This window comes from Paludibacterium flexuosum (assembly GCF_037076605.1).
In the GTDB taxonomy this organism is placed as follows: domain Bacteria; phylum Pseudomonadota; class Gammaproteobacteria; order Burkholderiales; family Chromobacteriaceae; genus Paludibacterium.
Genome location: NZ_AP029060.1, coordinates 776,114 through 802,479, shown reverse-complemented (window position 1 = coordinate 802,479; position 26,366 = coordinate 776,114). Strand labels below are relative to the sequence as shown.

Here is a 26,366-nt window from a genome sequence, read left to right as displayed (position 1 = left end):
TCTACCATTTCATGTTCAGCGAAGTATGATGTCGGTATCGGAATCTGACTTACGCTGCGTTCCAGACTGCCTTCAGGAAAATGACATGTCCAACGAACCGGAATCCCTGCTCGCCACGCTGGTGGCCTTTGATACCACCAGTCGCCATTCCAATCTGAGCCTGATCGAATGGGTGCGGCAGCATCTGGCCGGGCTCGGCATCTCCAGCCAGCTGACTTATAACGATGATGGCAGCAAAGCCAATCTTTTTGCCCTGGTCGGCCCGGTCGCTCAGCCCGCGCTCATTTTGTCCGGTCACAGCGATGTCGTGCCGGTGGATGGGCAAAGCTGGACGAGCGACCCCTTCGTGCTCAGCGAGCGCGATGGTCGTCTGTACGGGCGCGGTGCCGCCGACATGAAGGGGTTCATTGCCTGTGTGCTGGCGTGGTTGCCTTCGGTACTGGCGGCGCATGCCGAAGGGCGACTGCAGCAGCAGATCGGTCTGGCGCTCTCGTATGATGAAGAGGTCGGGTGCCTGGGGGTGCCGCGGCTGATCGCCGATCTGCTTGCCCGTGGTGTACCGGTGTCCGGTTGCATCATCGGCGAGCCGACCCGGATGCAGCCGGTCGTCGCCCACAAGGGCATCGCCCACTTCCGCTGCCGGGTGACCGGGCGTTCGGCGCACTCCTCGCTGACACCGCAGGGTGTGAATGCCATCGAGTACGCGGCTCGACTGATCAGCCATATCCGCAAACTGGCGGATACCGAAGCGCATTTTGGCCGCGCCCGTCCTCTCTATGATGTGCCCTATGCCACGCTGCAGACGGGGACCATTCACGGCGGTACCGTGCCGAATATCGTGCCGCGTGAATGCGAGTTTGTCTTCGAGTGTCGCTGGCTGCCGGGCGAACCGCTGGCACGTTATATCGATACCGTGCGTGATTACGCCGCCACGCTGGTTGAAGAAATGCGTCGTACCGCGCCCGAAGCCGACATCACCTTTGAACAGTTGGTAGATTGTCAGCCCTTCGAGTCACCGCAGGGCAGTTCGTTGCTGGACTACATTCAAGAGCTGTGCCCGGGCAGGTCACATCAGGCTGTGGCCTATACCACCGAAGCCGGTTGTTTCAGCGCGGCCGGGTTCCCCAGTGTGGTACTCGGGCCAGGTTCGATCGAGCAGGCGCATCGCCCCGACGAGTATATTGAGCGGGCGCAGCTGCAGGAATGCATGGTCTGGCTCGATGGTCTGCGAGAAATCGTGTGCCGATCGGCCGGCGGCGGCAAATAGTCTCTTTGCCTCGGCGTGGATATCCTGCAAAATCACGCCTGCCCGACGGTTTTTTGGGCAAAGGGGCTTGCTGGTGGTTGAGCAGGCCATGTATTCGGGGTAAAGAGAGACAAAATTAAATGAAAAATGAAAAAAAGGCCGCATCAGTGGCCGCCCGGGACGGATTTACCTCCAGTTTCGGGGTGTTGGCAGCCACGCTGGGGTCGGCTGTCGGTCTGGGTAATATCTGGAAGTTTCCCTATCTGACCGGTACCAACGGGGGCGCCGGTTTCCTGGTGGTGTACATTCTGGCCACCCTGCTGGTGGGGCTGCCGGTGATGATTGCCGAAATCATGCTGGGCCGTAAGGTCAAGGCCAATGCCTACACCACCATGAAGACGCTGTCCCCTCCCGGTCAGCCTTGGTGGCTGATCAGCATCGCCGGGGTGCTGGCGGCCTTCCTGATCATGGCCTTCTACTCGGAAGTGGCTGCCTGGGTGTTTGCCTATGTGTTCAAGTCGCTGGGCAGTGGTCTGCTGACCAGTGATCCCAAGGTGACGGAAGGGGTTTTTGGCCAGCTGATTTCCGATCCCTGGCAGTCCTTGCTGTGGCAGTGGCTGGTGCTGGGCCTGATGGGCTGCATCCTGCTGCTGGGTGTCTCCAAGGGGATTGAGGCGGCAACCAAGAAGCTGATGCCGCTGCTGTTCGTGTTGCTGGTGGTGGTCGGGGTGCGCAGTCTGATGCTGCCTGGCGCTTCGGAAGGACTGAAGTTCCTGTTTCAGCCCGACTTCAGCAAGATTACCGGCGCCGTGGTGCTGACTGCGGTCGGTCTGGCGTTCTTCAAGCTGTCGATCGGCATGGGTACCATGATGACGTACGGCAGCTATTTTCGTGACGATCAAAACATTCCGGCTACCGCATTCCGGGTGATGTGTGCCGACTTGTTTGTTTCGATGCTGGCCGGCATTGCCATTTTTCCGGCGGTGTTTGCCTTCGGCTTCAAGCCTTCCGCCGGTCCTTCGCTGCTGTTTATCACTATCCCGGCGGTATTCCACAACATGCCTTTCGGCCATCTGTTCATGGTGGTGTTTTTCGTACTGACCGCCGTGGCCTCCATGGGCGCCATGCTGTCGATTCTCGAAGTGCCGATTGCCCTGCTGAGCGAGCATTTCAAGATGAAGCGCCCGGTGGCCACCTGGCTGTCGCTGGCCATGCTGGCGCTGGTCGGCTCAACCTGCGCCTTGTCCAACAGCAGCATGGCCGGGGTCAAGCTGTTCGGCATGACAACCTTCGATCTGTTCGACTTTGTCACCTCCAACGTCATGATGCCGCTTGGTGGCATTGGTCTGTGTCTGTTTGTCGGTTGGGTATGGGGCAAGCAACGCATGAGCGAGGCTTTGAGCAATCAGGGGCAACTGCAGAATCAGGGTTTGCTCAATGCGCTGTTTACCGTTCTGCGCTGGGTGTCGCCCGTGCTGATCCTGGTGGTGATGCTCAAGGGGCTGGGCCTGTTCTGAGCCGGTGATGTGCCGCATGAAAAAAGGCAGCTTCGGCTGCCTTTTTTATTGGATGGTCAGTCAGTTTGGCGCGTCCGGGTCGCCGACGCTGGCCTCCGGACGGGGTTGGGGGACAAAACCGTTCACTTCGCGGGCGTTTTTTTCCAGCAGGAAGACGACCGCCGTATTGAGTGCGCCAAAGGCCCAGGCCGCCAGCAGGAAGAAGGTATAGGCGGCCCGCTTGTCACTGAACAGCTGGGTGCCGTGGAGCTTCAGTTCGTACGGGTCGAACAGGGCAAAGAACGTGACCGAAGCCAGGCAGGCGATGATGAAGGAGGGCCAGAATAGCAGGATGGTCTTGCGCATGATGGTTCTCCTTGTCGTTGTGGTGTCTCAAGCTTAGACAAGGTGGCGGGTGCGGATCAATATTTATCTGGCATGGAATGTAAAACACCCCCTGAGGTCAGGGGGTGTACGCGGGCAGCAGAAGGGCTCAGGCCAGGGCTTTTTCGATACGGGCCAGCGCCTTTTCCAGATTGCCCATGCTGGTGGCAAAGCTGATGCGGAAATAACCCTCGGCACCAAAAGCCGAACCGGGTACGACGGCCACATCTTGTGTTTCCAGCAGATAGCTGCCCAGTGCCATATCGGTCGCTTCGGCAATCTTGCCTTCGGCATGCAGGTTGCGGATGGCGTCACGGGCATCGACGAAGGCATAGAACGCGCCGCCGGCCGGCAGGCACTTCAGGCCGCGGATGCGGTTGAAGTAGTCGACCACGAAGACGTGGCGCTGATTGAAGGCCTGCAGCATCGGGGTGATGCAGCCCTGATCGCCGGTGAGCGCCGCTTCGGCAGCGACCTGCGAAATCGAGGTCGGGTTGGAGGTGGACTGCGACTGAATGTTCTCCATGGCCTTGATCAGCCACTCCGGACCACCCGCATAGCCAATGCGCCAGCCGGTCATCGAATAGGCCTTGGACACGCCATTGAGCAGAATGGTGCGGTCCTTCAGCCCGGGGGCAGCGTTGAGGATGTTGCAGAAGCGGGTGTCTCCCAGCAGAACATGCTCGTACATGTCATCCGAGGCAATCATCACCTGCGGGTGGCGCTTGAGTACCTCGGCCAGTTGCTGCAGTTCTTCCAGCGTGTAGACCGCGCCAGTCGGATTGGACGGGCTGTTGAGTACCAGCAGCTTGCTGTGCGGGGTGATGGCCGCTTCCAGTTGTGCGGCGGTCAGCTTGAAGCCTTGCTCGATGCCGCATTCGACGATGACCGGCTTGCCTTCGGCCAGCAGCACGATATCCGGATAGGACACCCAGTAAGGCGCCGGGATGATGACTTCGTCGCCCCGGCCGATCAGTGCCTGGCACAGATTGAAGAAGCTCTGCTTGCCACCGACCGAGACCAGGATCTGCTTGGCGTTGTACTCGACCCCGTTGTCCCGCTTGAACTTGGCGATGATGGCCTGTTTCAGGCTGGGGATACCGGCGACCGGGGTGTATTTGGTGAAGCCTTTGTTGATGGCTTCGATGGCGGCAGCCTTGATGTGATCCGGGGTGTCGAAATCCGGTTCGCCCGCGGCCAGGGCGATCACGTCACGGCCTTCGGCCTTGAGTTTTTGCGCCTTGGCAGTGATGGCGAGCGTCGGGGATTCCTTGATGGCGAGTACGCGCTGGGACAGTTCCACTTTTGGTTTCCTATCGGTCTGATCTGGGAGTGAGAAATGAAGCCGCAATGATTCAGATCATACCGCCAAAGCCCGGGCGAGGCCAGTCTGCCGCCCGGGGGCTCAGCCTTGGCTGAACAGCGTGCGCGCGCCCTCGAAGCGGCTGGCGAAATAGCGGTTGTCGAGACGGTCGACCCGGATCACGCTGTTGCTGCGTGGTGCGTGGACGAATTTGCCGTCACCGATATAGATGCCCATGTGCGAGAACGGGCGGTTGAGCGTGTTGAAGAACACCAGATCGCCGACGCGCAGGTCGTTGATGTCGATCGGGCGGGCCAGGCCGGCGATCTGGGCCGCATTGTGCGGCAGCTTCACGCCGACGGCGTTGTAATAGATGTAGCTGACCATGCCGCTGCAATCGAGGCCGGCCGCCGGATTGCTGCCGCCGAACTGATAACCGACATCCAGCAGGCTGAGGGTGTACATCAGAATTTCGCGTCCGGCACCATCGGCCTGCAGGTGCGACAGGCCATACTGGCTGCCCGCAGGCGGGCGCGCATGCTGTTTCAGCGGTGGCGCACTGCTGCAGGCAGTCAGCAGGGCAATCAGCAAGCAGTAGTAGCCGCAACGACGCATCATTTCTGTTTGGCCTCCAGTTCCTCCCAGCGCGCCAGCTTTTCCAGCAGCAGCAATTCGATCTCTTCGATGCGAGCCTGCCAGGCGCGCGCCTCCAGCGGCGTGTCGCGATAACAGTTCGGGTCGAGCAGACGCTGGTTCAGGTCCTGCTGTTCGGTTTCCAGTTTTTCCAGTAAGTCCGGCAACTCGGCCAGTTCCCGGTTTTCATTGTAGGACAGCTTGCTCTTGCCGGTTTTCGGCTTGTCCTGGCGCGGCCTGGCGCTGTCCGGCTGGCTGGCTTTGACAGGGGTGGCCGGCTGCAGGGTGGCCATGCGGGCCTTGGTGTCGATCCAGTCCTGATAACCGCCCGGGGCTTCTTCCAGGCGACCGTTGCCCTCGAAGGCAATCACCTGGGTCACGACATTGTCGAGGAAGGCACGGTCGTGGCTGACCAGGAAGACTGTCCCGCTGTAGTTGGCCAGCAGCTCTTCCAGCAGTTCCAGCGTGTCGATATCCAGGTCGTTGGTCGGTTCGTCCAGCACCAGGACGTTGGCCGGACGCGTGAACAGCCGCGCCAGCAACAGGCGGTTGCGTTCTCCGCCGGACAGCGAGCGCACCGGGCTGCGGGCGCGGGCCGGCTCGAACAGGAAGTCTTCCAGATAGCTCATCACATGCTTGCGCTGGCCGCCGATGTCCAGAAATTCGTTGCCCTGGCTGATGATGTCGGCCACGCTGGCCTCTTCATCCAGCTGTTCGCGGAACTGGTCGAAATAGGCGATCTGCAGGTTGGTGCCGCGCCGAACCGTGCCGCGATCCGGCTCCAGTTCGCCCAGGATCAGCTTCAGCAGCGTGGTTTTGCCGATGCCATTGGGACCGATCAGGCCGATCTTGTCACCACGCAGGATGCGGGTGGTGAAGTCTCGGATCAGCTGCTTGTCGCCGAAGCCCTTGTCGACATGCTCCAGCTCGGCCACCAGTTTGCCGGAGCGCTCGCCGCTGGACAGCTGGAAGTTGACCTGACCCACCCGCTCACGGCGTGCGGCGCGCTGGCGCCGCAGTTCTTCCAGACGCCGCACCCGACCCATATTGCGCGTGCGTCGTGCCTCGATGCCCTTGCGGATCCAGACTTCTTCCTGGGCGTGAAATTTGTCAAACACGCGGTTCTGTTCCTCTTCCGCCGCCAGTTCTTCCTGTTTTTTGCTCAGATAGCTGGCGAACGAGCCCGGATAGCTGCGCAGCAGGCCGCGGTCGAGTTCGACGATGCGTGTGACGGTATTGTCGAGGAAACGTCGGTCATGGGTAATCAGCAGCACGCTGCCGCCATGGGACTTGAGCAGGTTTTCCAGCCAGACGATGGCCTCCACGTCCAGGTGGTTGGTCGGTTCGTCCAGCAACAGGACATCCGGCCGGGCGCACAGCGCGCGGGCCAGGGCCACGCGTTTTTTCCAGCCGCCGGACAGGGCGCTGACCAGGGTGTCGGCCGGCAATTGCAGGTGGCTGAGGGTGGTCTGGATCTGGGCATCGAATTGCCAGCCGTCCAGGGCCTCCAGCTTGTGCTGGATCGGCGTCATTTGCGCCAGCAGGGCATCGTGATCGGCATCGGGCTGCTCCAGGCCACTGGTCAGTCGATGGTATTCGGTCAGCAGCTGTTGCAGCTCGCCCAGCCCCTCGGCCACGGCTTCGAATACCGTGTGCTGGGGGTTGAGCGCCGGTTCCTGCGGTACATAGGCCAGCTGGATATCCCCCTTGATGTTGATGCGGCCGTCGTCGAGTCTGGCCGTACCGGCGATCGCCTTGAGCAGCGAGGACTTGCCGGCGCCGTTGCGGCCGATCAGGCCAACAATCTCGCCCGGTTCCAGGGCGAAATCGACGTGATCCAGGAGGGCGTGGTGGCCAAAGGCCAGGCAGGCCTTTTCGACGGTAATGAGTGCCATTGCAGAGTGAGTCCGGGGGAGAAAACCGGCTGGATTGTAGCACGGACCGGGCCTTCTGCCGCGTGCGCCGCCGCGGGAACCGAATAACTTGTTCAGGCCATGCGCCGTCGCTGCTACAATGCCGACCTGGTCAAAACAGTAGAAGGACGACCCCATGTATTTCGTCGATCGCTCCGTGGCAGTCATCAAGCCGAAGCAACCGTTCCATCAGTGGCTGCATGCCCTGCCGGACAATGATCTGGATCTGACGCTCGATACCCTGCGCAGCAATTGCAATGCCATCCTGCTGCCGGACTTCGAAGAGCCCGAGCAATGCGTGGCCTATCTGGACGAGATTTACGACCAGCTTTTCCGCATGGAGCTGGCAGGCTGGTGCGAAGACAGCGCCCTGTGGCCGCAGGATCTGTCGCTCAAGGCCTTCTGGGAGTGGTTTGATGTCGAGATCCATTCGCAGGTCTTTGACAGCGTCGAAGGTGACATCACCAACCGGGCTGCCGAAGGGGTGGAATGACCCCGTACACGGTGGCCTGCGCATCCGCCGCCGACTTCCGTGTCGCGCTGCGCCCCTCGCTGGCCTGGCGTGTCCTGCTGGCGCTGTGCGCCCTGATCTTGCTGTTCGCCTGGCCGGGGACGGTTTCCGTCTGGTGGCTGTTGCTGCTGCCGTGGCCACTGTGGCGGCTGTGGCAGCTGGGTGAGGGACCGGTTGCACTGGCCGTGCGCGATGGCCGCCAGCTGTCTGTCCGCCAGGGTGCCGACTGGGTGCCGGTGCAGCCGGGGGCGGACAGTGTGGTCTTGCCCTGGCTGATCATCCTGCACTATACCCTGGCCGGCCGGCGCTACCATTGCGTGCTGCTGGCCGACTCCGCCGCAGCCGATGCCCTGCGCCGACTGCGGGTTTTTCTTCGCTGGCACCCGGCGGTGCCGCTGCATCAGGTATCACGATCATGACCGTCCGTACCTTGCCCGAGTGGCTCTCTTATCTCGAAACCCTGCACACCAAGGTCATCGACCTGGGGCTGGCGCGGGTAGGGCGTGTGCGCGCCGCCATGAAGCTGACGCCGGCCTGTCCGGTGATCATGATCGGCGGCACCAATGGCAAGGGTTCGGTCAGTGCCATGCTCTCGACCATGCTGATGCGTGCCGGCTACCGGGTCGGTACCTATACCTCGCCACATATCCTGCGTTACAACGAGCGTGTCGCCATCGACATGCAGCCGGTGGACGATGCCCGTCTGGTCGATGCCTTTGCGGCGGTCGAGGCGGGGCGCGCCGAGGTGCCGCTCTCCTATTTCGAGTTCGGCACCCTGGCGGCCGTGCAGTGCTTCATGCAGGCCGAGGTCGATGTGATGGTGCTGGAGGTCGGGCTGGGTGGCCGGCTCGATGCCGTCAACGTCTTTGAGCCCGATGTTTCGGTGGTGGTCAGTGTGGACCTGGATCATCAGGATTATCTGGGCGATGACCGGGAAACCATCGGATTCGAAAAAGCCGGCATTTTTCGTGCCGGCAAGCCGGCCATTTGTGCCGATGCCCATCCGCCGCAAAAGTTGCTTGACCATGCTGCCGCCATCGGTGCGCCGCTGTTCCTGATCGGGCGTGACTTCGGTTTTACCCGCATGGAGCAGCAATGGTCGTTCAGCATGGGGGAGCGTCACTGGCATGCCTTGCCGTTCCCGGCGCTGCGAGGCAGCTATCAGCTGGCGAATGCCTCGGCGGCGCTGGCCGTGCTGGCGCAACTGCGCACGCAGTTGCCGGTCGATCTGGGCGCCATCAAGCGCGGGCTGCTGGAGGTCGACTGGCCCGGCCGTTTCCAGGTGCTGCCCGGCCGGCCGCAGGTGGTGCTGGATGTCGGTCACAATCCCCACGCCGTGCGGGCGCTGGTGGCCAATCTGCGCCAGCTGCCGTTTGCTGAAAACCGCTATGCCGTTTTCTCCATGCTGGCCGACAAGGACCTGGCTGCCGTCGCGGCGCTGGCCGCCGGCGAGTTCGACGGCTGGTTCGTTGGCGGGCTGCACATGCCGCGCGGTCAGCGTGCGGAAGAGATCGCTGCGATCCTCAAAACGGCCGGAGCGAAAAACCTGCGTCTGTTCGATACGGTTTCCGATGCCTGGAAGAGTGCCTTATCTGTTGCGGCAGAGAATGATAGAATCGTCGTTTTCGGGTCATTCCATACTGTTGCCGAGGTGATGTCTGCCCGGCAGTCACTACCCTGAGGATTGCATGGCCGGTCTGTCTGCTCAAGAAGAGCTGCTGCTGATGAAGAAGCGTGCACGCCGCCGCCTGGTGGGCGCCATTGTGCTGGTGCTGATCGCCACCGTGGTGCTGTGGAAGGTGCTGGGGCGCGTGCAGGATCAACCGATGCGTCCCGAGTCGGTGCTGGTCGTGGGTGTCGCCTCCGGCGGCACGCAGACGGCGCCTGGCGCCAAGGCCCCGGCAGCGCGTGCGGCCGCCTCGGCCCCGCAGGATGCCTCGCGTCCAGAAGCCACGGCGCTGCCCGAATCGCTCTCCACCCTGTCCGAACCGGTCAATCCGGCGGTTGCCGCCCGCAGCGACGGCTCCGCGCCGCACGTCACCGCTGCCGCCCGTGGCAAGGAAGCCTCGGCGGCGGTGCACAGGAAGCCGGCAGAGGCCTCTGCCGCCCACGGCAAACCTGCCCGTCCGAAAACCCCGGATGCCAAGCCGCACAAGGCGGTTGATCCTGCCGCCATTCTGGAAGGTCGCGCCGATGGTGCCGACTCGGTCGCGGCGGCCAAGCCGTCCGCCGACGGCAGCAAGTACGTCATTCAGCTCGCCGCCCTGTCCGACCCGGCCAAGGCCGATGCACTCAAGGCCAAGCTGGCCGGGCTCGGTGTCGATGCCCGCTTCAGCAAGGTGCAAACCAGCAAGGGGCCTGCCACCCGTGTGCGTGTCGGTCCGTTCGCCAGTCGTAGCGAGGCCAATGCCGTCCTGAGGAAGCTGGCCAACGCCGGTGTGTCCGGCATTGTGGTGGGGCAATAAGCGCATGACCGTTCTGGATTACATCGCCTTCGCCATCCTCGCCGGTTCCGTCGTGGTCGGGCTGGTGCGTGGCCTGGTGGTCGAGGTGCTGTCGCTGGGTGCGTGGATGATCGCCTTCTGGTGTGCCAAGCTACTGGCGCCGGTGGTGACCGATTTCGTGCCCAAGGCGCTGGCCGCGCAAGGCTTGCGCATGGTGCTGGCCTTCATGGCCGTCTTTTTTGTCGTCTGGCTGCTGTCCTGCCTGCTGCGGGTCGTGCTGACCGGCCTGCTGGATTCGGCCGGGCTCGGCGGGGTGAATCGCTTGCTCGGTGCCGGCTTTGGCCTGGCGCGCGGCTCCCTGGTGCTGGTGGTGCTGACACTGATTGCCGGACTGACCGATCTGCCCCGGGAGCCTGCCTGGCGCAATGCCCTGCTGGCCCCGCCGCTGGAATCCGGGGCGCTGGCATTAAGGCCCTGGCTGCCGCCCATATTGGCGGACAGTCTGCATTACCCGGATAACGGGTGATACAAGCGGAATATCTTGATATCTTCAACTCAAGATTTCCGCTTTTTTTTATGTTCATTTCGGTTTCGTGGAAGAGAGCGAGTATGTGTGGAATCCTCGGTGTGGTCGGCCAGTCGGCCGTCAACCAACTGCTGTATGACGGATTGCAGGTGCTGCAACATCGTGGCCAGGATGCCGCGGGCATCGTGACGGCCTCCGGCAAGACATTTCACATGCACAAGGGCAGCGGACTGGTGCGTGACGTCTTCCGTACGCGCAATATGCGCTCCCTGCAGGGAACGGCCGGCATCGCCCACGTGCGCTATCCGACCGCCGGTTCGGCTGCCAGTCTGGCCGAGGCGCAACCTTTCTATGTCAACTCGCCGTTTGGCATCGTGCTGGCGCACAACGGCAATCTGACCAATACCGATGAGCTCAAGGCAGACATGTTCCGGCATGACCTGCGGCACATCAACACGCGCTCCGATTCGGAAGTGCTGCTCAATGTGCTGGCGCACGAAATTGCCCAGCGTGTGGAAGGCTACGAGCTGTCGATTGACGCCGTGTTCGGCGCGGTCGAGGCCGTGCACCGCCGGGTCAAGGGGGCCTATGCCGTGGTGGCGATGATTGCCGGCTATGGTCTGGTGGCCTTTCGTGATCCAAGCGGCATTCGCCCGCTGGTCATGGGGGTGCATACCCATGAAAACGGCAAGACCGAAACCATGTTTGCCTCCGAGTCGGTCGCGCTGGATTGTTCGGGCTTCGAGTTGCTGCGCGATGTGCAGCCGGGTGAGGCGGTATTTGTCACTTTCGATGGCGATGTGCATGCCCGGCAATGCGCCGTCTCGACCCGCCTGGCGCCCTGCCTGTTCGAATATGTCTACTTTGCCCGCCCGGATTCGGTGATCGACGGCGCGTCGGTTTATCTGGCCCGCATCGCCATGGGCGCCATGCTGGCGGAGAAGGTCCGTCGCGTGCTGCCGGAAATCGATATCGATGTGGTCATGCCCATCCCCGATACCAGCCGTCCGAGTGCCCTGCAGCTGGCCAATACCCTGGGCTTGCCCTATCGCGAAGGTTTCATCAAAAACCGCTATATCGGCCGGACTTTCATCATGCCGGGACAGGCCGTGCGCAAGAAGTCGGTACGACAAAAGCTCAACCCGGTCGCCACCGAGTTCAAGGGGCGCAATGTGCTGCTGGTGGACGATTCCATCGTGCGGGGTACCACTTCCAAGGAGATCGTGCAGATGGCGCGCGATGCCGGTGCGAAAAAAGTCTATTTCGCTTCTGCGGCACCTGCGGTACGCTTTCCCAATGTCTATGGCATCGACATGCCGACTCGTGCCGAGCTGCTGGCCACCGGCCGCACCGAGGACGAGATTGCGCGGGAAATCGGTGCCGACGCCGTGATCTACCAGGACCTCTCGGCGCTGATGGCGGCAGTGCACAGTGTCAACCCGGCACTGAGCGAATTTGAAACCTCCTGCTTCGACGGCAACTACATTACCGGCGACATCTCGCAGGCCTATCTGGAGGCCGTCGAATGCTCGCGTCTGGCCGGCAAGGCCAGCGACGAGGAGGCCACGTCACAGTTCATCGACCTGAACCTCAACGTGGCTGAGCAGAATCTGATCTGAGTCGCACGGCGGCCCCCGGCCCCGTGACAGACCGGATCCCCCGGTATGATGTCGGCAGGCATCGTGCCGGGGGATTTGTTTTGCCATACCCCGAAAACAAGAAAGAGACATCATGAGCATCACCGAACCAAGTTACCATCCGGAAACCCTGGCGATTCGCAGTGGCAGCGAGCTGAGCGCGTTCGGCGAACACAGCCAGGCCTTGTATCTCTCCTCCAGTTTCACTTTTGGCAGTGCCGAAGAAGGTGCCCGTCTGTTTCTCGGCGAGCAGGAGGGCTATACCTATTCCCGCTTTACCAACCCGACGGTCAGTGCCTTCCAGTCGCGGCTGGCTGCGCTGGAAGGCGGCGAGCGCGCCATCGCCACCGCCAGCGGCATGGCGGCCATTCAGGCCGTGATGCTGACCAACCTGCAGGCCGGGGACCATCTGCTGTCGTCGCAAAGCCTGTTTGGCTCGACGCTGAACCTGTTTGCCGGCACCTTGTCGCGCTTCGGCATCGATACGACTTTTGTGGCCCCGACGGATCTGGGCGCCTGGCGTGCCGCCATGCGGCCGAATACCAAGATCCTGTTTGTGGAAACGCCGTCGAATCCGCTGACCGAGGTGGCGGACTTGCGTGCCCTGGCGGATCTGGCGCACGAACACGGCGCCCTGTTGGTGGTGGATAACTGCTTCTGCTCGCCGGCCCTGCAGCAGCCGCTCAGGCACGGGGCCGACCTGGTGGTGCATTCGGCCACCAAGTTCCTGGATGGCCATGGCCGGGTGTTGGGTGGTGCCGTGGTGGGCAGCGACAAACTGATCGAGCCCATCTATCTGCACGTCCGCACCGCCGGCCCGTCGCTTTCGGCTTTCAATGCCTGGGTTTTGCTTTCGGGGCTGGAGACCTTGTTCATTCGCATGGAACGTCAGTGTGCCACCGCAGGGCAACTGGCCGAATGGCTGCAGGGGCTGCCACAGGTCGAGCGCGTCTACTATCCGGGGCTGGCCAGCCACCCGCAGCATGAACTGGCCATGCGGCAACAAAGCCAGGGCGGGGCGGTGCTGTCCTTTGTGGTCAAAGGGGGCAGGGAAGCGGCCTGGCGTGTCGTGGACGGCGTGACGCTGATCTCGCGCACTGCCAATCTGGGGGATGTCAAAACCACCCTGACGCATCCGGCCTCGACGACCCACGCCCGGGTGACGCCGGAGGCCCGCGAGCGCGCCGGTATTGTTGAAGGCTTGCTGCGCGTGGCCGTCGGCCTGGAGCATGTCGAGGACCTGAAACACGACCTGCTGCGCGGCTTGTAGCGCGTCAATCGGGTATTTGCTCGGGCGTTTAAAACGGCAGCTTGTTAAGCTGCCGTTTTTCATTATATTGTCATCACAAGAGGGTCAAACGTTTGTCCCAGAGCGGGCCTCGAATGGCTGGCTATTGACATGGGTCAAATTAAAACGTAAGTTTCAAACACCTGTTCGAAACGCAGTGAACACAATCAAACAAAACAAAATGACAGGACCAGGAGATTCAATGGAAGTCGCAAGCAAACCCGATACGACGAGCCGGATACTGGATGTATCCGAGCGACTTTTTGTCGAGCATGGTTTCGAGGGCACCTCGCTGCGCATGATCACCCAGCAGGCGGGGGTCAATCTGGCCGCGGTGAATTATCACTTCGGCTCCAAGGACAAGTTGTTCGAGTCGGTTTTTCTGCGCCGCCTGGCGCCCCTGATCTCGGCCTGTCTGTCCGAGCTGGACCAGCTGGAAGCCCTGCCGGAACCCGGTGTGGAAGGCTTGGTGATGAGCTTCATTCGTCCCTGTCTGATGCTGTCCAAGGATCCGTCGCGGGGCGGTGCCATGTTTGTGCGCCTGCTGTCGCGGACCCTGGTGGAAAACCACCGCGTACTGCGCGATACCCTGTCGCAGCAGTACAGCGTGTTTGTTGAACGGTATAGCGCCGCCTTCAGTCGCGTCCTGCCGGAACTGCCGGCCGAAGAGCTGGCCTGGCGCATGCATTTCTCCTTCAGCGTGATGTTCAATGCCTTTGCCGGCAATGACGTGCTGAAGATCTTTACCCGCAGTCAGGTGGTCAGTGCCCGGGATCCGGACATGATCGTCAAGCACCTGCTGCCCTATGTGGTCAGTGCGCTGGTGGCGCCTGCCCGCAGCTGATTTTGCAGTCCCGGCCGGCTTGCCCGCCGGCCCACAATAATCCCGGCAGATCAGGGTGAGTACACCCGACAAGCCGGAAAAAGGCTCAACACGAGGAGAAGTCTATGTTGTTATCTGCTGTCATCCTGATTGCACTATTGGGCGCGCTGGCTTACTTCCGCGCGCCGGTGCTCGCCTGGAGTGTGGTGGTGGCCGGCTGGCTGGGCGCCTTGCCCTTCCTGGCGGCCGGTACGGTCGTTGCACCGTGGGTCTGGGGCGTGTTTGTCGCCATTGCCCTGATCCTCAATCTGACGCCGCTGCGTCGCGCGCTGTTTACCGGTCCGGTGTTCGCCATCTTCAAGAAGATCACCCCGGCCATGTCGCAGACCGAGCAGGAGGCCATCAACGCCGGTACTGTCTGGTGGGATCGTGACCTGTTCTCCGGCAAGCCGGACTGGAGCCGCCTCGAATCCTTCCCGGCACCCAAGCTGTCGGCTGAAGAGCAGGCCTTTGTCGATGGTCCGACTGAAGAACTGTGCAACATGATCGACGACTGGTCGATTACCCACGAGCAGAAAGATCTGCCGCCGCAAGTCTGGGACTTCATCAAGAAGAGCGGCTTCCTCGGCATGATCATCCAGAAGAAATACGGTGGTCTGGAGTTCTCCAACTACGGTCACGCCAAGGTGGTGACCAAGATCGCTACCCGCAGCGGCTCCGCTGCCGTTTCGGTCATGGTGCCCAACTCGCTCGGCCCGGGTGAGCTGCTGCAGCACTACGGTACCGAAGCGCAGAAGAACTTCTACCTGCCGCGTCTGGCCCGTGGTGAAGACATCCCCTGCTTTGCCCTCACCAGCCCTTATGCCGGCTCCGATGCAGGCAGCATTCCGGATTACGGCGTGGTTTGCCGTGGTTCTTACACCGACCCGCATACCGGCGAACACCACGACAACGTACTCGGTATCCGCGTGACATGGGAAAAGCGCTGGATCACCCTGGCACCGGTCGCGACCGTACTCGGCCTGGCCTTCAAACTGTTTGACCCGGACAAGTTGCTGGGTGACAAGCACGATATCGGTATCACCTGCGCGCTGGTGCCCACGGCGCACGCCGGTGTTGAAATCGGTCGTCGCCACTTCCCCGGTGGCGCGGTATTCATGAACGGCCCGACCTGGGGCAAGGATGTCTTCATCCCGATGGACTGGGTCATCGGCGGTCAGGAGTATGTCGGCCAGGGCTGGCGCATGCTGGTCGAGTGTCTGTCGGTGGGGCGCTGCATTTCGCTGCCGGCCATGTCGGTGGCTTCCGGCAAGCTGGCCAGCTTCGTCACGGGTGCCTTTGCCCGTATCCGCGATCAGTTTGGTCTGCCGGTCGGCAAATTCGAGGGCGTGGACGAAGCACTGGCGCGCGTTGCCGGCCATACCTATCAAATGGAGGCGGCGCAGGATCTGGCGCTGACCGGCCTGGATCTGGGCGAAAAGCCCTCGGTGCTGTCGGCGGTGCTGAAGTATCACAACACCGAGCGCATGCGCAAAGTGGTCAATGACGCCATGGACATTCATGGTGGCAAGACCGTGGTACTGGGGCCGCGCAACTATCTCGGCCGTGCCTATCAGGCCATCCCGATTGCCATCACGGTGGAAGGTGCCAACATCCTCACCCGTTCGATGATCATCTACGGCCAGGGCGCTATCCGCTGCCATCCGTTCGTGCTGCGTGAAATGCGTGCCGCCATGGACAACAACCTGGCAGAGTTCGACGACGCCTTTACCGGACACATTGGCTTCATTGCCAGCAACAAGGTCCGTGCCTTCTGGATGGGCCTGACCGGTGCCGCGCTGGTGCGCAGCCCGAAGGGCGGGGCGACGGCCGCTTACTACAAGCAAATCACTCGCTTCTCCAGTGCCTTTGCCCTGTTGTCGGATATGGCCATGTTCAGTCTCGGCGGCTCGCTCAAGTTCCGCGAAAAGCTGTCGGCCCGCCTCGGTGACATGCTGTCTGGCTTGTATATCGCGACCGCAGCACTGAAGCGCTTCGAACGCGATGGTGCCCACAAGGAAGATTTGCCGCTGGTGCAGTGGGCGGTCGAGTCGGCGCTGTACGACGTGCAGCAAGCCATGCACGGCTTCCTCAGCAATCTGCCGAGCCGTGGTCTGGCCTGGGTGCTGCGTCGCCTGATCTTCCCGTGGGGCCTGACCCTGACGCCGCCGTCCGACAAGCTGGGTACCCGCGTGGCACGCAGCATCATGGAGCCGGGTGCGGCACGTGCCCGTCTGACCCATGGCATCTTTGTTTCCAAGGATGAGCGCGATGCCGTCGGTGTGATGCCGATTGCCCTGCAAGCGATTCTGGATACCGAACCGCTGGAGCAAAAGCTGCGCAAGCTGGCACGCGAAGGCAAGTTCCATACCCTGACTGCGCGCGAACGTCTGGCCGAAGCCCTGCAGCAAGGGCTGATTACCCAGCAGGAGTTCGATGCCATCAGTCGTGCGCGCAAGCTCAAGCGTGATGTGATCATGGTCGATGACTTTGACATGAAACTTGAGCAACACGACGCTGGCTTGCTGGAACGTCTGATTTTCTAGTGCAGCGCAACATTCGTGTCCTTCGGGTGGCTGTCCGCCATCCGAAGGTACCGGGGGAGGGTGCATGATCACGGTGCCGCAAGGCGCACCTGCTTTGCGGGTGCCAGTGTTGCAGGACAGCCTGGACGATCGCGGCAGAGTCCGTGCCGGCTGGTTGTTCGGTCAGATGGATCTGGCGGCCATTCTGGCCGGTGAGCGTCTGGCGCACGGACCGGTGGCGGCGGTATCGGTCAATGCCTTTCAGCTGCAGGTGCCTTTGTATCTCGGCGATGTGTTGTCACTTTATGCAGATTGCCTGCGCAAGGGTAGTTCTTCGCTGGTTTTGAAGATTGTGGCCTCGGCCGAACGGGCGGATGGCGCCATTGTGCCGGTGACAGAAGTGATCATGACCTATGTGGCGGTCGATTTGCAGGGGAAATCCCGTGTTATCGCCTGATTTTGCGGCGAAAACAGGGGTTGTTGCTATGGTGTTGCAAAGCTGTAATATAAAACGCGCGTTTGGAACAAGTGCTCGGTTTTTTAGTGGACAGACTCTAATTCTCTGGTAGTATCCCAGCAGAAACGTTTTGCGTTTCTCATAAAAAATGTGAAATCAAATACTATATGCATCGAGAGGGATAACATGAGACTCAAGCTTCTTAGTTTGTCGGTAATGACCATCGGCGCCGCGGCACTGTCCGGCCAGGCGCTGGCATCCGGCTATAACTTTGGCTCGCAGAGCGTGTCCGCACAGGGAACGGCACATGCCAACGGCGCAGAAGCCGCCGATCCGTCAACCATCTATTACAACCCGGCCGGCCTGTCGAATCTCGATGGGACACAAATTCAGATTGGGTTGACCTCGGTGATGCCGAGTTCCAGCTATACCGATGGCGGCTCGACCCGGGCGGCAGCTTCCATTCCGATCTCTGGATCCAAGACTGCAAATAATTACGTACCGTCCCATGTGGAAGCGCCGACACTGTATCTGTCCAGCAAGCTCAATGATAAATGGACGGTTGGCCTGGGGATCTTTGTGCCCTACGGTGCGCAATTGAACTATGGCAGTAATTGGATTGGTCGTTATTCGGTTGAGAACATCAAGCTGGAAACACTCAACTTTAATCCGTCCATTGCGTTCAAACTGGATGAGCAAAACTCTTTTGGTTTTGGCGTATCCGCCCAGTATATGAAGGCTCACCTGACCAAGGCGGTCGACTCCCAGTCGCTTGCGGCTGCACTTAATGGCGGCCCATGGACGTTGACTTTGCCTCAGATTCTGGCTCTGGGCGACGGTCAGGCTGATATGACGGCGGACGGTTGGGGCTATGGATTTAACCTGGGCTATATGTTCAAGCTTGACGACCATACCCGATTTGGCCTCGCTTACCGTTCCCAGATCAAGCACACTTTAGATGGAAATGTGAAGTGGACCTATGATCAGGTTGGCAATGCTGCCGTCGCTGGCGTGATGAACAACTTGCACTCCTCATCTGGTGCTTCTACCGACGTGACCACGCCGGCGTCGGCATCGGCCAACTTCTACCATGATATCAATGACAAGTTGGCAGTCATGGGGAATGTGACCTGGACCGAGCATTCGGATATGGACAAGATTGCCATCCAGTTCCCGGGTACGGGTAAAGGGAATATGGTGATCAACCAGAATTGGAAAGACTCCTGGTTGTATGCGCTGGGCCTGAACTACAAGTATAACGACGCGCTGACGCTGCGTACCGGTGTGGCGCTGGATAAGTCCCCAGCCAACTCGCAATACATCAGTGCTGCGCTGCCGGATGGCGACCGTACGTGGTTGTCGCTCGGTGCCAACTACAAGTTCGACAAAAACCAGTCGATCGATTTCTCCTATAGCTATGTATGGGTGAAGGATGTTGACATGAACTACTACGATGTTTGCTACGGAAAGGGTACAGGCTGCACCCTGACTGGTAATGGTGAAAATACCGTAGGGAAGTACAAGACGACCTTCCAAATGATCGGTCTGGCGTACAACTATCGCTTCTAATCAGCAGTCCGTTTAGAGGCGTGGTGACAGGCGGCGTGCTTTCCGGCGCCGCCTGTCGGCAGTAACGGAAGGGTTGAGGGGCCCGTCCGAGAGGCGGTTGCACCGGTGTGCTGCAACACCGGCGACAAACCGCACTAAACATGTGTATTCAATAAACGAGGAAACCATGTCTCAAACCAAGTTTATCGTGCGTAAGGTAGCGGTACTCGGTGCCGGCGTGATGGGGGCCCAGATTGCCGCCCATCTGGCCAATGCCAAGGTACCGACCGTGCTGTTCGACCTGCCGGCCACGACCGGCGACAAGAATGCCATCGCGCTGAAGGCAATTGACGCGCTGAAGAAACAGAAACCGTCCCCGCTGGCCGGCAAGGATGCCATCAGTGCCATCACCGCCGCCAACTATGACGATCATCTGTCCCTGCTGAAAGACTGCGATCTGGTGATCGAAGCCATCGCAGAACGCATGGACTGGAAGACCGACCTGTACCGCAAGGTCGCGCCCCATCTGGGCGAAAACACGATCTTCGTGACCAATACTTCCGGCCTGTCGATCAATACCCTGGCCGACAGCCTGCCGGACAACCTCAAGCCGCATTTCTGCGGCGTGCACTTCTTCAATCCGCCGCGCTATATGCACCTGGTGGAAATCATCCCGTGCCGTGGCTCGGGTGCCGAGATGCTGGACAACCTGGAACGCTTCCTGGTGACCACGCTGGGCAAGGGCGTGATCCGCGCCAAAGATACCCCGAACTTCGTCGCCAACCGCATCGGCGTGTTCTCCATGCTGGCGACCATCGCCAATGCCGAAAAATTCGGCATCCGCTTCGATGTGGTCGACGATCTGACCGGCCCGCGCCTCGGCCGTCCGAAGTCGGCTACCTTCCGTACGGCGGATGTGGTCGGTCTGGACACCTTCTCGCATGTGGTCAAGACCATGCAGGACACCCTGCCGAACGACCCGTGGCATGGCCTGTTCAAGTCGCCGGAATGGCTGCAGAAGCTGATTGCTGCCGGTGCACTGGGTGCCAAGACCAAGGTCGGCATCTACAAGAAGGAAGGTAAGCAGATGTTCGTGCTCGACCCGGCCAGCGGCAATTATGTCGGCTCGGGCGAGAAGGGCGACGATGCGGTCAAGGAAATCCTCAAGAATCCGGATCCTGCCGCCAAGTTCAAGGCGCTGCGCGAAAGCAGCCACCCGCAGGCGCAGTTCCTCTGGGCCTGCTTCTGCGATGTGTTCCATTACATCGCTTTCCACCTGGCTGATATCGCTCACAGTGCGCGTGACGTCGACTTCGCCATTCGCTGGGGTTTTGGCTGGAACTTCGGTCCGTTCGAGACCTGGCAATCGGCAGGCTGGCAGCAAGTGGCCGGCTGGGTGAATGAAGACATCAAGGCCGGCAAGACTCTGTCTGCCGCCGCGCTGCCGGCCTGGGTGCTGGAAGCCGACCGTGCCGGCGTGCATTTCGCCGACGGTTCCTACGATGCTGCCGGCGGCAAGCTGGTGGGTCGCTCCACGCTGGATGTCTACAGCCGTCAGCTGGCACCGGCCAAGGTGCTGGGCGAGAAGAATGCGCCGCTGGGCGAAACCGTTTACGAGAACGATGGCGTGCGCGCCTTCACGACCGGTGACGATGTGCTGGTGGTGTCGTTCAAGAGCAAGGCACATGCCATTGGTCCGGATGTACTCGAAGGCGTCAATGCCGCGCTCGATATTGCCGAGGCCCGTTTCAAGGCCCTGGTGATCTGGCAGACGGAAGAGCCGTTCTCGGTGGGTGCCGATCTGCAGTCGATGATGCCGGCCTTCATGATGGGGGACTGGGACAGCATCGAGAATATGGTGCGTCGCTTCCAGGATACCTCGATGCGCCTGCGCTACAGCCAGATCCCGACCGTGGCCGCCACTCAGGGTTACGTCTTCGGTGGTGGCTGCGAGTTCACCATGCACGTCGACAAGGTGGTGGCCGCACTCGAATCCTACGTCGGTCTGGTTGAAGTGGGTGTCGGTCTGCTGCCGGGCGGTGGTGGTTGCAAGGAATTCGCACTGCGTGCCGCTCAGCAAGCCAAGGGTGGCGACATCCTGTCGGTGCTGAAGGATTACTTCCTGGCCGTGGCCATGGCCAAGGTGGGCACCAGCGCCATCGAAACGCAGGAAATCGGTTACTTCCGTCCGACCGATGTGGTGGTGTTCAACGCCTATGAGCTGTTGTACGTCGCCAAGCAGCAGGCACTGGCCATGGCCGAATCCGGCTATCGTCCGCCGCTCAAGGTCAAGTCTTTCCCGGTTGCGGGCCGCACCGGTGCAGCATCGATCAAGGGCCAACTGGTGAACATGCTCGAAGGGCGTTTCATCAGCCAGCACGACTTCTTCATCTCCGGTCTGATTGCAGATGTGATGACCGGTGGCGACGTCGAGGCCGGCACCGAGGTCGACGAGCAGTGGATTCTGGAGCTGGAACGCAAGGCCTTCATGACCTTGCTGAAGAACAGCAAGACCCAGGACCGCATTGCCAATATGCTGACCACCGGCAAGCCGCTGCGTAATTGAGGGAGAAAAACAATCATGGTTAAGCAAGTACAAGAAGCCTATATCGTTGCAGCGACGCGCAGTCCGGTTGGTAAAGCCCCGCGCGGCATGCTGCGTCACGTTCGTCCGGATGACCTGCTGGCGCATGTCATCAAGGGGGCGCTGGCCCAGGTGCCGTCGCTGGATACCAGTCTGATTTCCGATGCCGTGGTCGGTTGCGCCTTCCCGGAAGCCGAGCAGGGTCTGAACATGGCGCGTATCGGCGTGCTGCTGGCTGGCCTGCCGGATACGGTGGGTGGTGTCACCATCAACCGTTACTGCTCTTCCGGTATCAATGCCGTGCAAATGGCCGCCGACCGTATCCGTCTGGGTGAGGCCGATGTGGTGATTGCCGGTGGTGCCGAGTCGATGTCGATGGTGCCGATGATGGGTAACAAAATCGCCCTGAACCCGGAAATCTTCGCCAGGGATGAGAACTACGCCATTGCCTATGGCATGGGTCTGACCGCCGAGAAGGTGGCGCAGCAATGGGGCGTTTCGCGCGAAGATCAGGATGCCTTCGCCGTCGAATCGCATCGTCGCGCACTGGCGGCCATCGAGGCCGGTGCCTTCAAGTCGGAAATCACCCCGTTCGAAGCCACTTATCGTCGCCCGAATCTGGCGACCGGTGAAGTGCAGATCAGCAAGAAACTGCTCGACACCGACGAAGGCCCGCGTGCCGACACTTCGCTGGAAGGCCTGGCCAAGCTGAAGACAGTCTTTGATGCCAAGGGGACGGTCACTGCCGGTAACAGCTCGCAGATGTCCGATGGCGCCGGTGCCGTGGTTCTGGTGTCGGAGAAGATTCTCAAGCAGTTCAACCTGACCCCGCTGGCGCGCTACGTGACCTTCTCGGTCAAGGGTGTGCCGCCGGCCATCATGGGGATCGGTCCGAAGGAAGCCATTCCGCTGGCTTGCCGTCAGGCCGGCATCAGCCAGGCTGACCTGAAGTGGATCGAGCTGAACGAAGCGTTTGCCGCTCAGGCCCTGGCCGTGATTCGCGATCTGGAGCTGGATACCGGCCTGGTCAACCCGCATGGTGGTGCCATCGCGCTCGGTCACCCGCTGGGTGCGACCGGTGCCATCCGTACCGCCACCCTGGTGCACGGCATGCGTAACCGTGGCCAGAGCGGTTATGGCATGGTGACCATGTGTATCGGTACCGGCATGGGCGCGGCAGGCATTCTGGAAATCCTCTAAGCCATCCGCTTCCCGTTCGACAAAGCGGCATCCTCGACAGAGGGTGCCGTTTTTTTATCCCTTCTGCGGGATCATGCTGTCGCAAAAATAATACGACCATCGGTCATTTTATTTTGAGAACGGCTAGGACGCCTGGTTTGGCCATGACATGCCGGCGAGGGCGGTGCTATTCTGGTTAGAGTTACGGCTCCAAACGTCCGTTCGTGACGTGAGCCAGGCAAGTCTAAGGAGATAGGATGGGAAGCCCGACCCTGCTGCCGGAGCAGCAAGTATCAACCCTGGAGGCTGCCTTTGCCGCCATGCAGGCCGCCAGTCGGCGCGAGCCGTTTCCGGATCTGGCTTTGCGACGCCAGCGCCTGACCCGGCTGGCCGATGTGCTGTTTCAGCATCAGGACGCCATCGCTGCCGCCATCAGCGCCGATTTTGGTCATCGCAGTGCGGAAGAAACCCGGCTGGCCGAGCTGTTTCCCTCGCTGGAGGGAATTCGGCATGCGCGCCACCATCTGCGCCGCTGGATGCGGCCGCAGCGCCGCTCGGTGGCGTTCTGGTTCAAGCCGGCGCGCAACCAGGTGATGCCGCAGCCGCTGGGCGTGGTCGGCATTGTGGTGCCCTGGAACTATCCGCTGTTTCTGGCGATTGGTCCGCTGGTGGCCGCCCTGGCCGCCGGCAATCGCGCCATGATCAAGATGTCCGAGTTCACCCCGCACACGGGCGCCTTGCTGGCCGATCTCCTGGCGCAGGCGCTGGGGCCCGAGGTCGTGCAGGTGTTCAACGGTCCGGTTGAACTGGCGCAGCGCTTCGGCAGCCTGCCGTTCGATCATCTGCTGTTTACCGGCTCGACGGCCGTGGGGCGCGAGGTGATGCGCGCGGCGGCGGCGAATCTGACCCCGGTGACGCTCGAACTGGGCGGTAAATCGCCGGTATTGCTGGCCGCCGATGCCGATATGGCGCGTGCTGCCGAAGCGGTCGTTGCCGGCAAGATGCTCAATGCCGGGCAGACCTGCGTCGCGCCGGATTATGTGCTGCTGCCGCGCGGTCAGCGCGAACAGTGGGTCAGGGCGCTGTCTGCGGCTGCGCGCAAATTGTATCCGGCGCTGAAAGACAATCCTGATTACACCGCCATCATCAACCAGCGCCATTACCAGCGTCTGACCAGCTGGATCGAGGCGGCGCGGGCGGCCGGGGCCGTGGTTGAGCAGATCAATCCGCGTCAGGAGGACACGGCCTCTGTGCGCAAACTGCCGCTGACTCTGGTCTGGCAATGCCCGGAGGACGCCGTGTTGATGCAGGAAGAGATCTTCGGCCCGGTATTGCCGCTGGTCGAGTACGACGATCTGCCGCAGGCCATCGACTATATCAACCAGCGTCCGCGTCCGCTGGCGCTCTATCTGTTCAGCGACCAGCCTGCCGTGCAGCAACGCGTCTTGCAGCAGACGGTTTCCGGCGGGGTGGTGATCAATGAAACCATGCTGCATGTGATTCAGGAGGATATGCCGTTTGGCGGTGTCGGCCCCTCTGGCATGGGCCATTACCATGGCCGTGAGGGCTTCCTGACGATGTCCAAGCTCAAGCCGGTGATGCAGCAGCGGCGTCTGCAGACGCGCTGGATGCTGTTGCCTCCCTATGGTGCCCTGGCGCGGTGCTTGCTCAAGCTGATGGTGCGCAAGTGATGCTGACACGCCGACAACTGATCAAGGGGGGCGTGCTGGGTGGCGTGGTGCTGCTGGGGGCTGGCTGGCTGGCGCGGCCGGCGCCTGAAACGCCAACCGGCAGTTCGAAGGCCTTTCAGTTTCTGACGCCGCAGGATGCCGTGGTGGTGGGGGCCATCGCACCAGCCATGCTGGCGGTCGAGGCACTGCAGGTGGCGCGGGTCGTGCAGGGCGTGGATCAGGCCATTGCCGCCTTGCCCCTGGCCTTGCAGCGCGAATTGCGCCAGCTGTTCGACTTGCTGGGCAATCCCTGGGGGCGGCGTTATCTGGCCGGCCTGAGCACGCCTTGGTCGCGGGCGGATGCCATCGAAGTCGCGGCCTTTCTGCGTCGCTGGCAGCTGAGTCGTCTGGCCTTGCTGCGCACGGGGTATCAGGCCTTGCATGCCCTGATTGCGGCGGCCTGGTATGGCAATGAGGAAAGCTGGCCCGGCATCGGCTATCAAAGACCAGCACGCATCATGGGGGTGTTGCAATGAGTGGCAAGGCGACGATTCCGGACCCGTGGGAGCAGGGGCTGAGTCAGGGCTGGCGCGTGACCGATGGCGCGAGCGTACATCAGGATCAGACGCTGCAGGCGGATGTGGCGATTATCGGCACTGGCGCCGGTGGCGGCATGGCCGCCGAGGTGCTGGCCATGCAGGGGTATTCGGTGATCCTGATCGAAGAGGGCGGGCTGAAAAGCTCGCGCGATTTTCATCTGCTGGAGCGAGAGGCCTATCCGGCGCTGTATCAGGAGTCCGCTGCCCGCAAGACGGTGGATCGGGGGATCACCATTCTGCAGGGGCGGACGGTGGGGGGCAGTACGACGGTCAACTGGACCTCCTCATTCCGTACGCCGGAGCCGACCCTGGCGTGGTGGCGCGAGCGCTATGGCCTGACGGCGCTGACCACGGCAGAAATGGCGCCGTGGTTTGCCCGCGCGGAGGCCCGGCTGGGGGTGGCCGACTGGCTGGTGGAGCCCAATGCCAATAACCAGGCCCTGGGGCGTGGCTGTCGTGCGCTGGGGATTCCCTATGGCCAGATCCGGCGCAATGTGCGCGGCTGCTGGAATCTGGGCTATTGCGGCATGGGTTGTGCCACCAATGCCAAGCAATCCATGCTGGTGACCACCATTCCTTCGGCCTTGCGTCATGGTGCGCAGCTGCTGACGCGCATGCGGGTGGATGCCTTGAGCTTTGATGCGGCGGGTACGCGGGTTACGTCGGTGCGTTGCCTGCCGCTGGCCGCCGATGGCTTGCGCCCCACGGGCCGGGTCGTAACCATTCGGGCGCGTGAGGTGGTGCTGGCCGCCGGTGCCATTGGTACGCCGGCCATTTTGCTGCGCAGCCAGGCCCCCGATCCGCATGGTCTGCTGGGGCGTCGCACCTTCCTGCACCCGGTGGCTTTGTCGGGGGCGCGCTTTGCCGAGCGTATCGATGCCTTTGATGGTGCGCCGCAAACGCTGTACAGCGACCACTTCATGCATACCGAGCCACTGGATGGCCCGCTGGGCTACAAGCTGGAAGTGCCGCCGGTTCATCCGTTGATCATGGGGGCGACGATGAGCGGTTTTGGCGCCGGTCATGCTGCACTGATGCGCGATCTGCCGCATTTGCAGGTCATGCTGGCACTGGTGCGCGACGGCTTTCATCCGGACAGCCAGGGTGGGGTGGTGCAGTTGAATCGCGATGGTCTGCCGCAGCTGGATTATCCGATCAACGATGTGTTGTGGGAGGCCTTGCGCCGCAGCTGGCTGACCATGGCCGAGTTGCAGTTTGCCGCCGGAGCCAGCACGGTGTTGCCGGTGCATGAGTCAGCTCAGCCGGCACGCAGCTGGCCGGAGGCACGGCAGATGATTGCCGGGCTGCCGCTCAAGGTGGGCCTGGCCAGAGTGGTCAGCGCCCATGTCATGGGCGGTGCGCCGATGGCCGGGGATGTCCGCTCAGGCGTGGTGGATGGCCATGGGCGTCACTGGCAGCTGGCCAATCTGACCGTGATGGATGGCTCGGTTTTTCCGACCAGCATTGGGGCCAATCCGCAGCTGTCGGTCTATGCCTTCTCGCTGCGCGCCGCCGAGGCGCTGGCTAGCAGGATGCGTCAGGGTTAGAAACGACGATGGCG

22 protein-coding genes are annotated in these 26,366 nt (G+C 61.6%); 18 read left to right on the top strand and 4 right to left on the bottom strand.

What is annotated here, in order from left to right:
• Positions 1-85 precede the first annotated feature (85 nt).
• Together argE and AACH39_RS03875 are read left to right on the top strand one after the other, a co-directional pair.
• Positions 86-1,267, top strand: a complete 1,182-nt coding sequence (gene argE / locus AACH39_RS03880) for an acetylornithine deacetylase (RefSeq protein ID WP_338620943.1) — start codon at positions 86-88, stop codon at positions 1,265-1,267.
• Positions 1,268-1,386: 119 nt separating this feature from the next.
• Complete coding sequence (locus AACH39_RS03875) at positions 1,387-2,763, top strand: sodium-dependent transporter (RefSeq protein WP_215782349.1); 1,377 nt, start codon at positions 1,387-1,389, stop codon at positions 2,761-2,763.
• Between the two features lie 60 nt (positions 2,764-2,823).
• On the opposite strand, the gene AACH39_RS03870 is transcribed toward AACH39_RS03875, so the two are convergent.
• From AACH39_RS03870 to AACH39_RS03855, 4 genes are all read right to left on the bottom strand, one after another.
• Positions 2,824-3,108 carry a hypothetical protein gene (locus AACH39_RS03870; RefSeq protein ID WP_215782350.1) on the bottom strand — a complete coding sequence of 95 codons (285 nt, stop codon included), beginning with the start codon at positions 3,106-3,108 and terminating at the stop codon, positions 2,824-2,826.
• A gap of 127 nt (positions 3,109-3,235) precedes the next feature.
• Positions 3,236-4,429 (bottom strand): pyridoxal phosphate-dependent aminotransferase, encoded by a 1,194-nt coding sequence (locus tag AACH39_RS03865; protein ID WP_215782351.1) that lies wholly within the window; start codon positions 4,427-4,429, stop codon positions 3,236-3,238.
• A gap of 102 nt (positions 4,430-4,531) precedes the next feature.
• On the bottom strand, positions 4,532-5,047 hold the full coding sequence (locus AACH39_RS03860; protein WP_215782352.1) for a C40 family peptidase: 516 nt from the start codon (positions 5,045-5,047) through the stop codon (positions 4,532-4,534).
• A complete protein-coding gene (locus AACH39_RS03855) occupies positions 5,044-6,957 on the bottom strand; it encodes an ATP-binding cassette domain-containing protein (protein ID WP_215782353.1) in 1,914 nt (637 codons plus the stop codon). Before AACH39_RS03855 ends, AACH39_RS03860 begins: the two co-directional genes overlap by 4 nt.
• Before the next feature lie 154 nt (positions 6,958-7,111).
• Between AACH39_RS03855 and AACH39_RS03850 the strand changes: the two genes are divergently transcribed.
• From AACH39_RS03850 to AACH39_RS03775, 16 genes are all read left to right on the top strand, one after another.
• A complete protein-coding gene (locus AACH39_RS03850) occupies positions 7,112-7,468 on the top strand; it encodes a hypothetical protein (RefSeq protein WP_215782354.1) in 357 nt (118 codons plus the stop codon).
• Positions 7,465-7,905 (top strand): protein YgfX, encoded by a 441-nt coding sequence (locus AACH39_RS03845; RefSeq protein WP_215782355.1) that lies wholly within the window; start codon positions 7,465-7,467, stop codon positions 7,903-7,905. The genes AACH39_RS03850 and AACH39_RS03845 overlap by 4 nt, the downstream gene beginning before the upstream one ends.
• Positions 7,902-9,167, top strand: a complete 1,266-nt coding sequence (folC, locus tag AACH39_RS03840) for a bifunctional tetrahydrofolate synthase/dihydrofolate synthase (RefSeq protein WP_338620942.1) — start codon at positions 7,902-7,904, stop codon at positions 9,165-9,167. The genes AACH39_RS03845 and folC overlap by 4 nt, the downstream gene beginning before the upstream one ends.
• Positions 9,168-9,174: 7 nt before the next feature.
• Entirely contained in the window at positions 9,175-9,951 is a 777-nt protein-coding gene (locus AACH39_RS03835; protein ID WP_338620941.1) for an SPOR domain-containing protein, read from the top strand.
• A gap of 4 nt (positions 9,952-9,955) precedes the next feature.
• Entirely contained in the window at positions 9,956-10,456 is a 501-nt protein-coding gene (locus AACH39_RS03830; RefSeq protein ID WP_338620940.1) for a CvpA family protein, read from the top strand.
• Between the two features lie 83 nt (positions 10,457-10,539).
• Positions 10,540-12,075, top strand: a complete 1,536-nt coding sequence (purF, locus tag AACH39_RS03825) for an amidophosphoribosyltransferase (RefSeq protein WP_215782359.1) — start codon at positions 10,540-10,542, stop codon at positions 12,073-12,075.
• Positions 12,076-12,187: 112 nt separating this feature from the next.
• Entirely contained in the window at positions 12,188-13,363 is a 1,176-nt protein-coding gene (locus tag AACH39_RS03820; protein WP_215782360.1) for an O-succinylhomoserine sulfhydrylase, read from the top strand.
• A gap of 220 nt (positions 13,364-13,583) precedes the next feature.
• Positions 13,584-14,225, top strand: coding sequence for a TetR/AcrR family transcriptional regulator (locus tag AACH39_RS03815; RefSeq protein WP_215782361.1), 642 nt, complete (start codon positions 13,584-13,586; stop codon positions 14,223-14,225).
• Between the two features lie 104 nt (positions 14,226-14,329).
• Entirely contained in the window at positions 14,330-16,789 is a 2,460-nt protein-coding gene (locus AACH39_RS03810; protein ID WP_252346208.1) for an acyl-CoA dehydrogenase, read from the top strand.
• Positions 16,790-16,853: 64 nt separating this feature from the next.
• On the top strand, positions 16,854-17,225 hold the full coding sequence (locus AACH39_RS03805) for an acyl-CoA thioesterase (RefSeq protein ID WP_338620939.1): 372 nt from the start codon (positions 16,854-16,856) through the stop codon (positions 17,223-17,225).
• A gap of 186 nt (positions 17,226-17,411) precedes the next feature.
• Entirely contained in the window at positions 17,412-18,794 is a 1,383-nt protein-coding gene (locus AACH39_RS03800) for an OmpP1/FadL family transporter (protein ID WP_338620938.1), read from the top strand.
• Between the two features lie 166 nt (positions 18,795-18,960).
• Positions 18,961-21,339 (top strand): 3-hydroxyacyl-CoA dehydrogenase/enoyl-CoA hydratase family protein, encoded by a 2,379-nt coding sequence (locus tag AACH39_RS03795; RefSeq protein WP_338620937.1) that lies wholly within the window; start codon positions 18,961-18,963, stop codon positions 21,337-21,339.
• Between the two features lie 15 nt (positions 21,340-21,354).
• Entirely contained in the window at positions 21,355-22,557 is a 1,203-nt protein-coding gene (locus AACH39_RS03790; protein ID WP_338620936.1) for an acetyl-CoA C-acyltransferase, read from the top strand.
• Positions 22,558-22,793: 236 nt separating this feature from the next.
• A complete protein-coding gene (locus AACH39_RS03785; RefSeq protein WP_338620934.1) occupies positions 22,794-24,227 on the top strand; it encodes a coniferyl aldehyde dehydrogenase in 1,434 nt (477 codons plus the stop codon).
• Positions 24,227-24,742: a hypothetical protein gene (locus AACH39_RS03780; protein WP_215782367.1), complete on the top strand. Its 516-nt coding sequence runs from the start codon at positions 24,227-24,229 to the stop codon at positions 24,740-24,742. Before AACH39_RS03785 ends, AACH39_RS03780 begins: the two co-directional genes overlap by 1 nt.
• A complete protein-coding gene (locus AACH39_RS03775) occupies positions 24,739-26,352 on the top strand; it encodes a GMC family oxidoreductase (RefSeq protein WP_215782368.1) in 1,614 nt (537 codons plus the stop codon). Before AACH39_RS03780 ends, AACH39_RS03775 begins: the two co-directional genes overlap by 4 nt.
• Positions 26,353-26,366 lie beyond the last annotated feature (14 nt).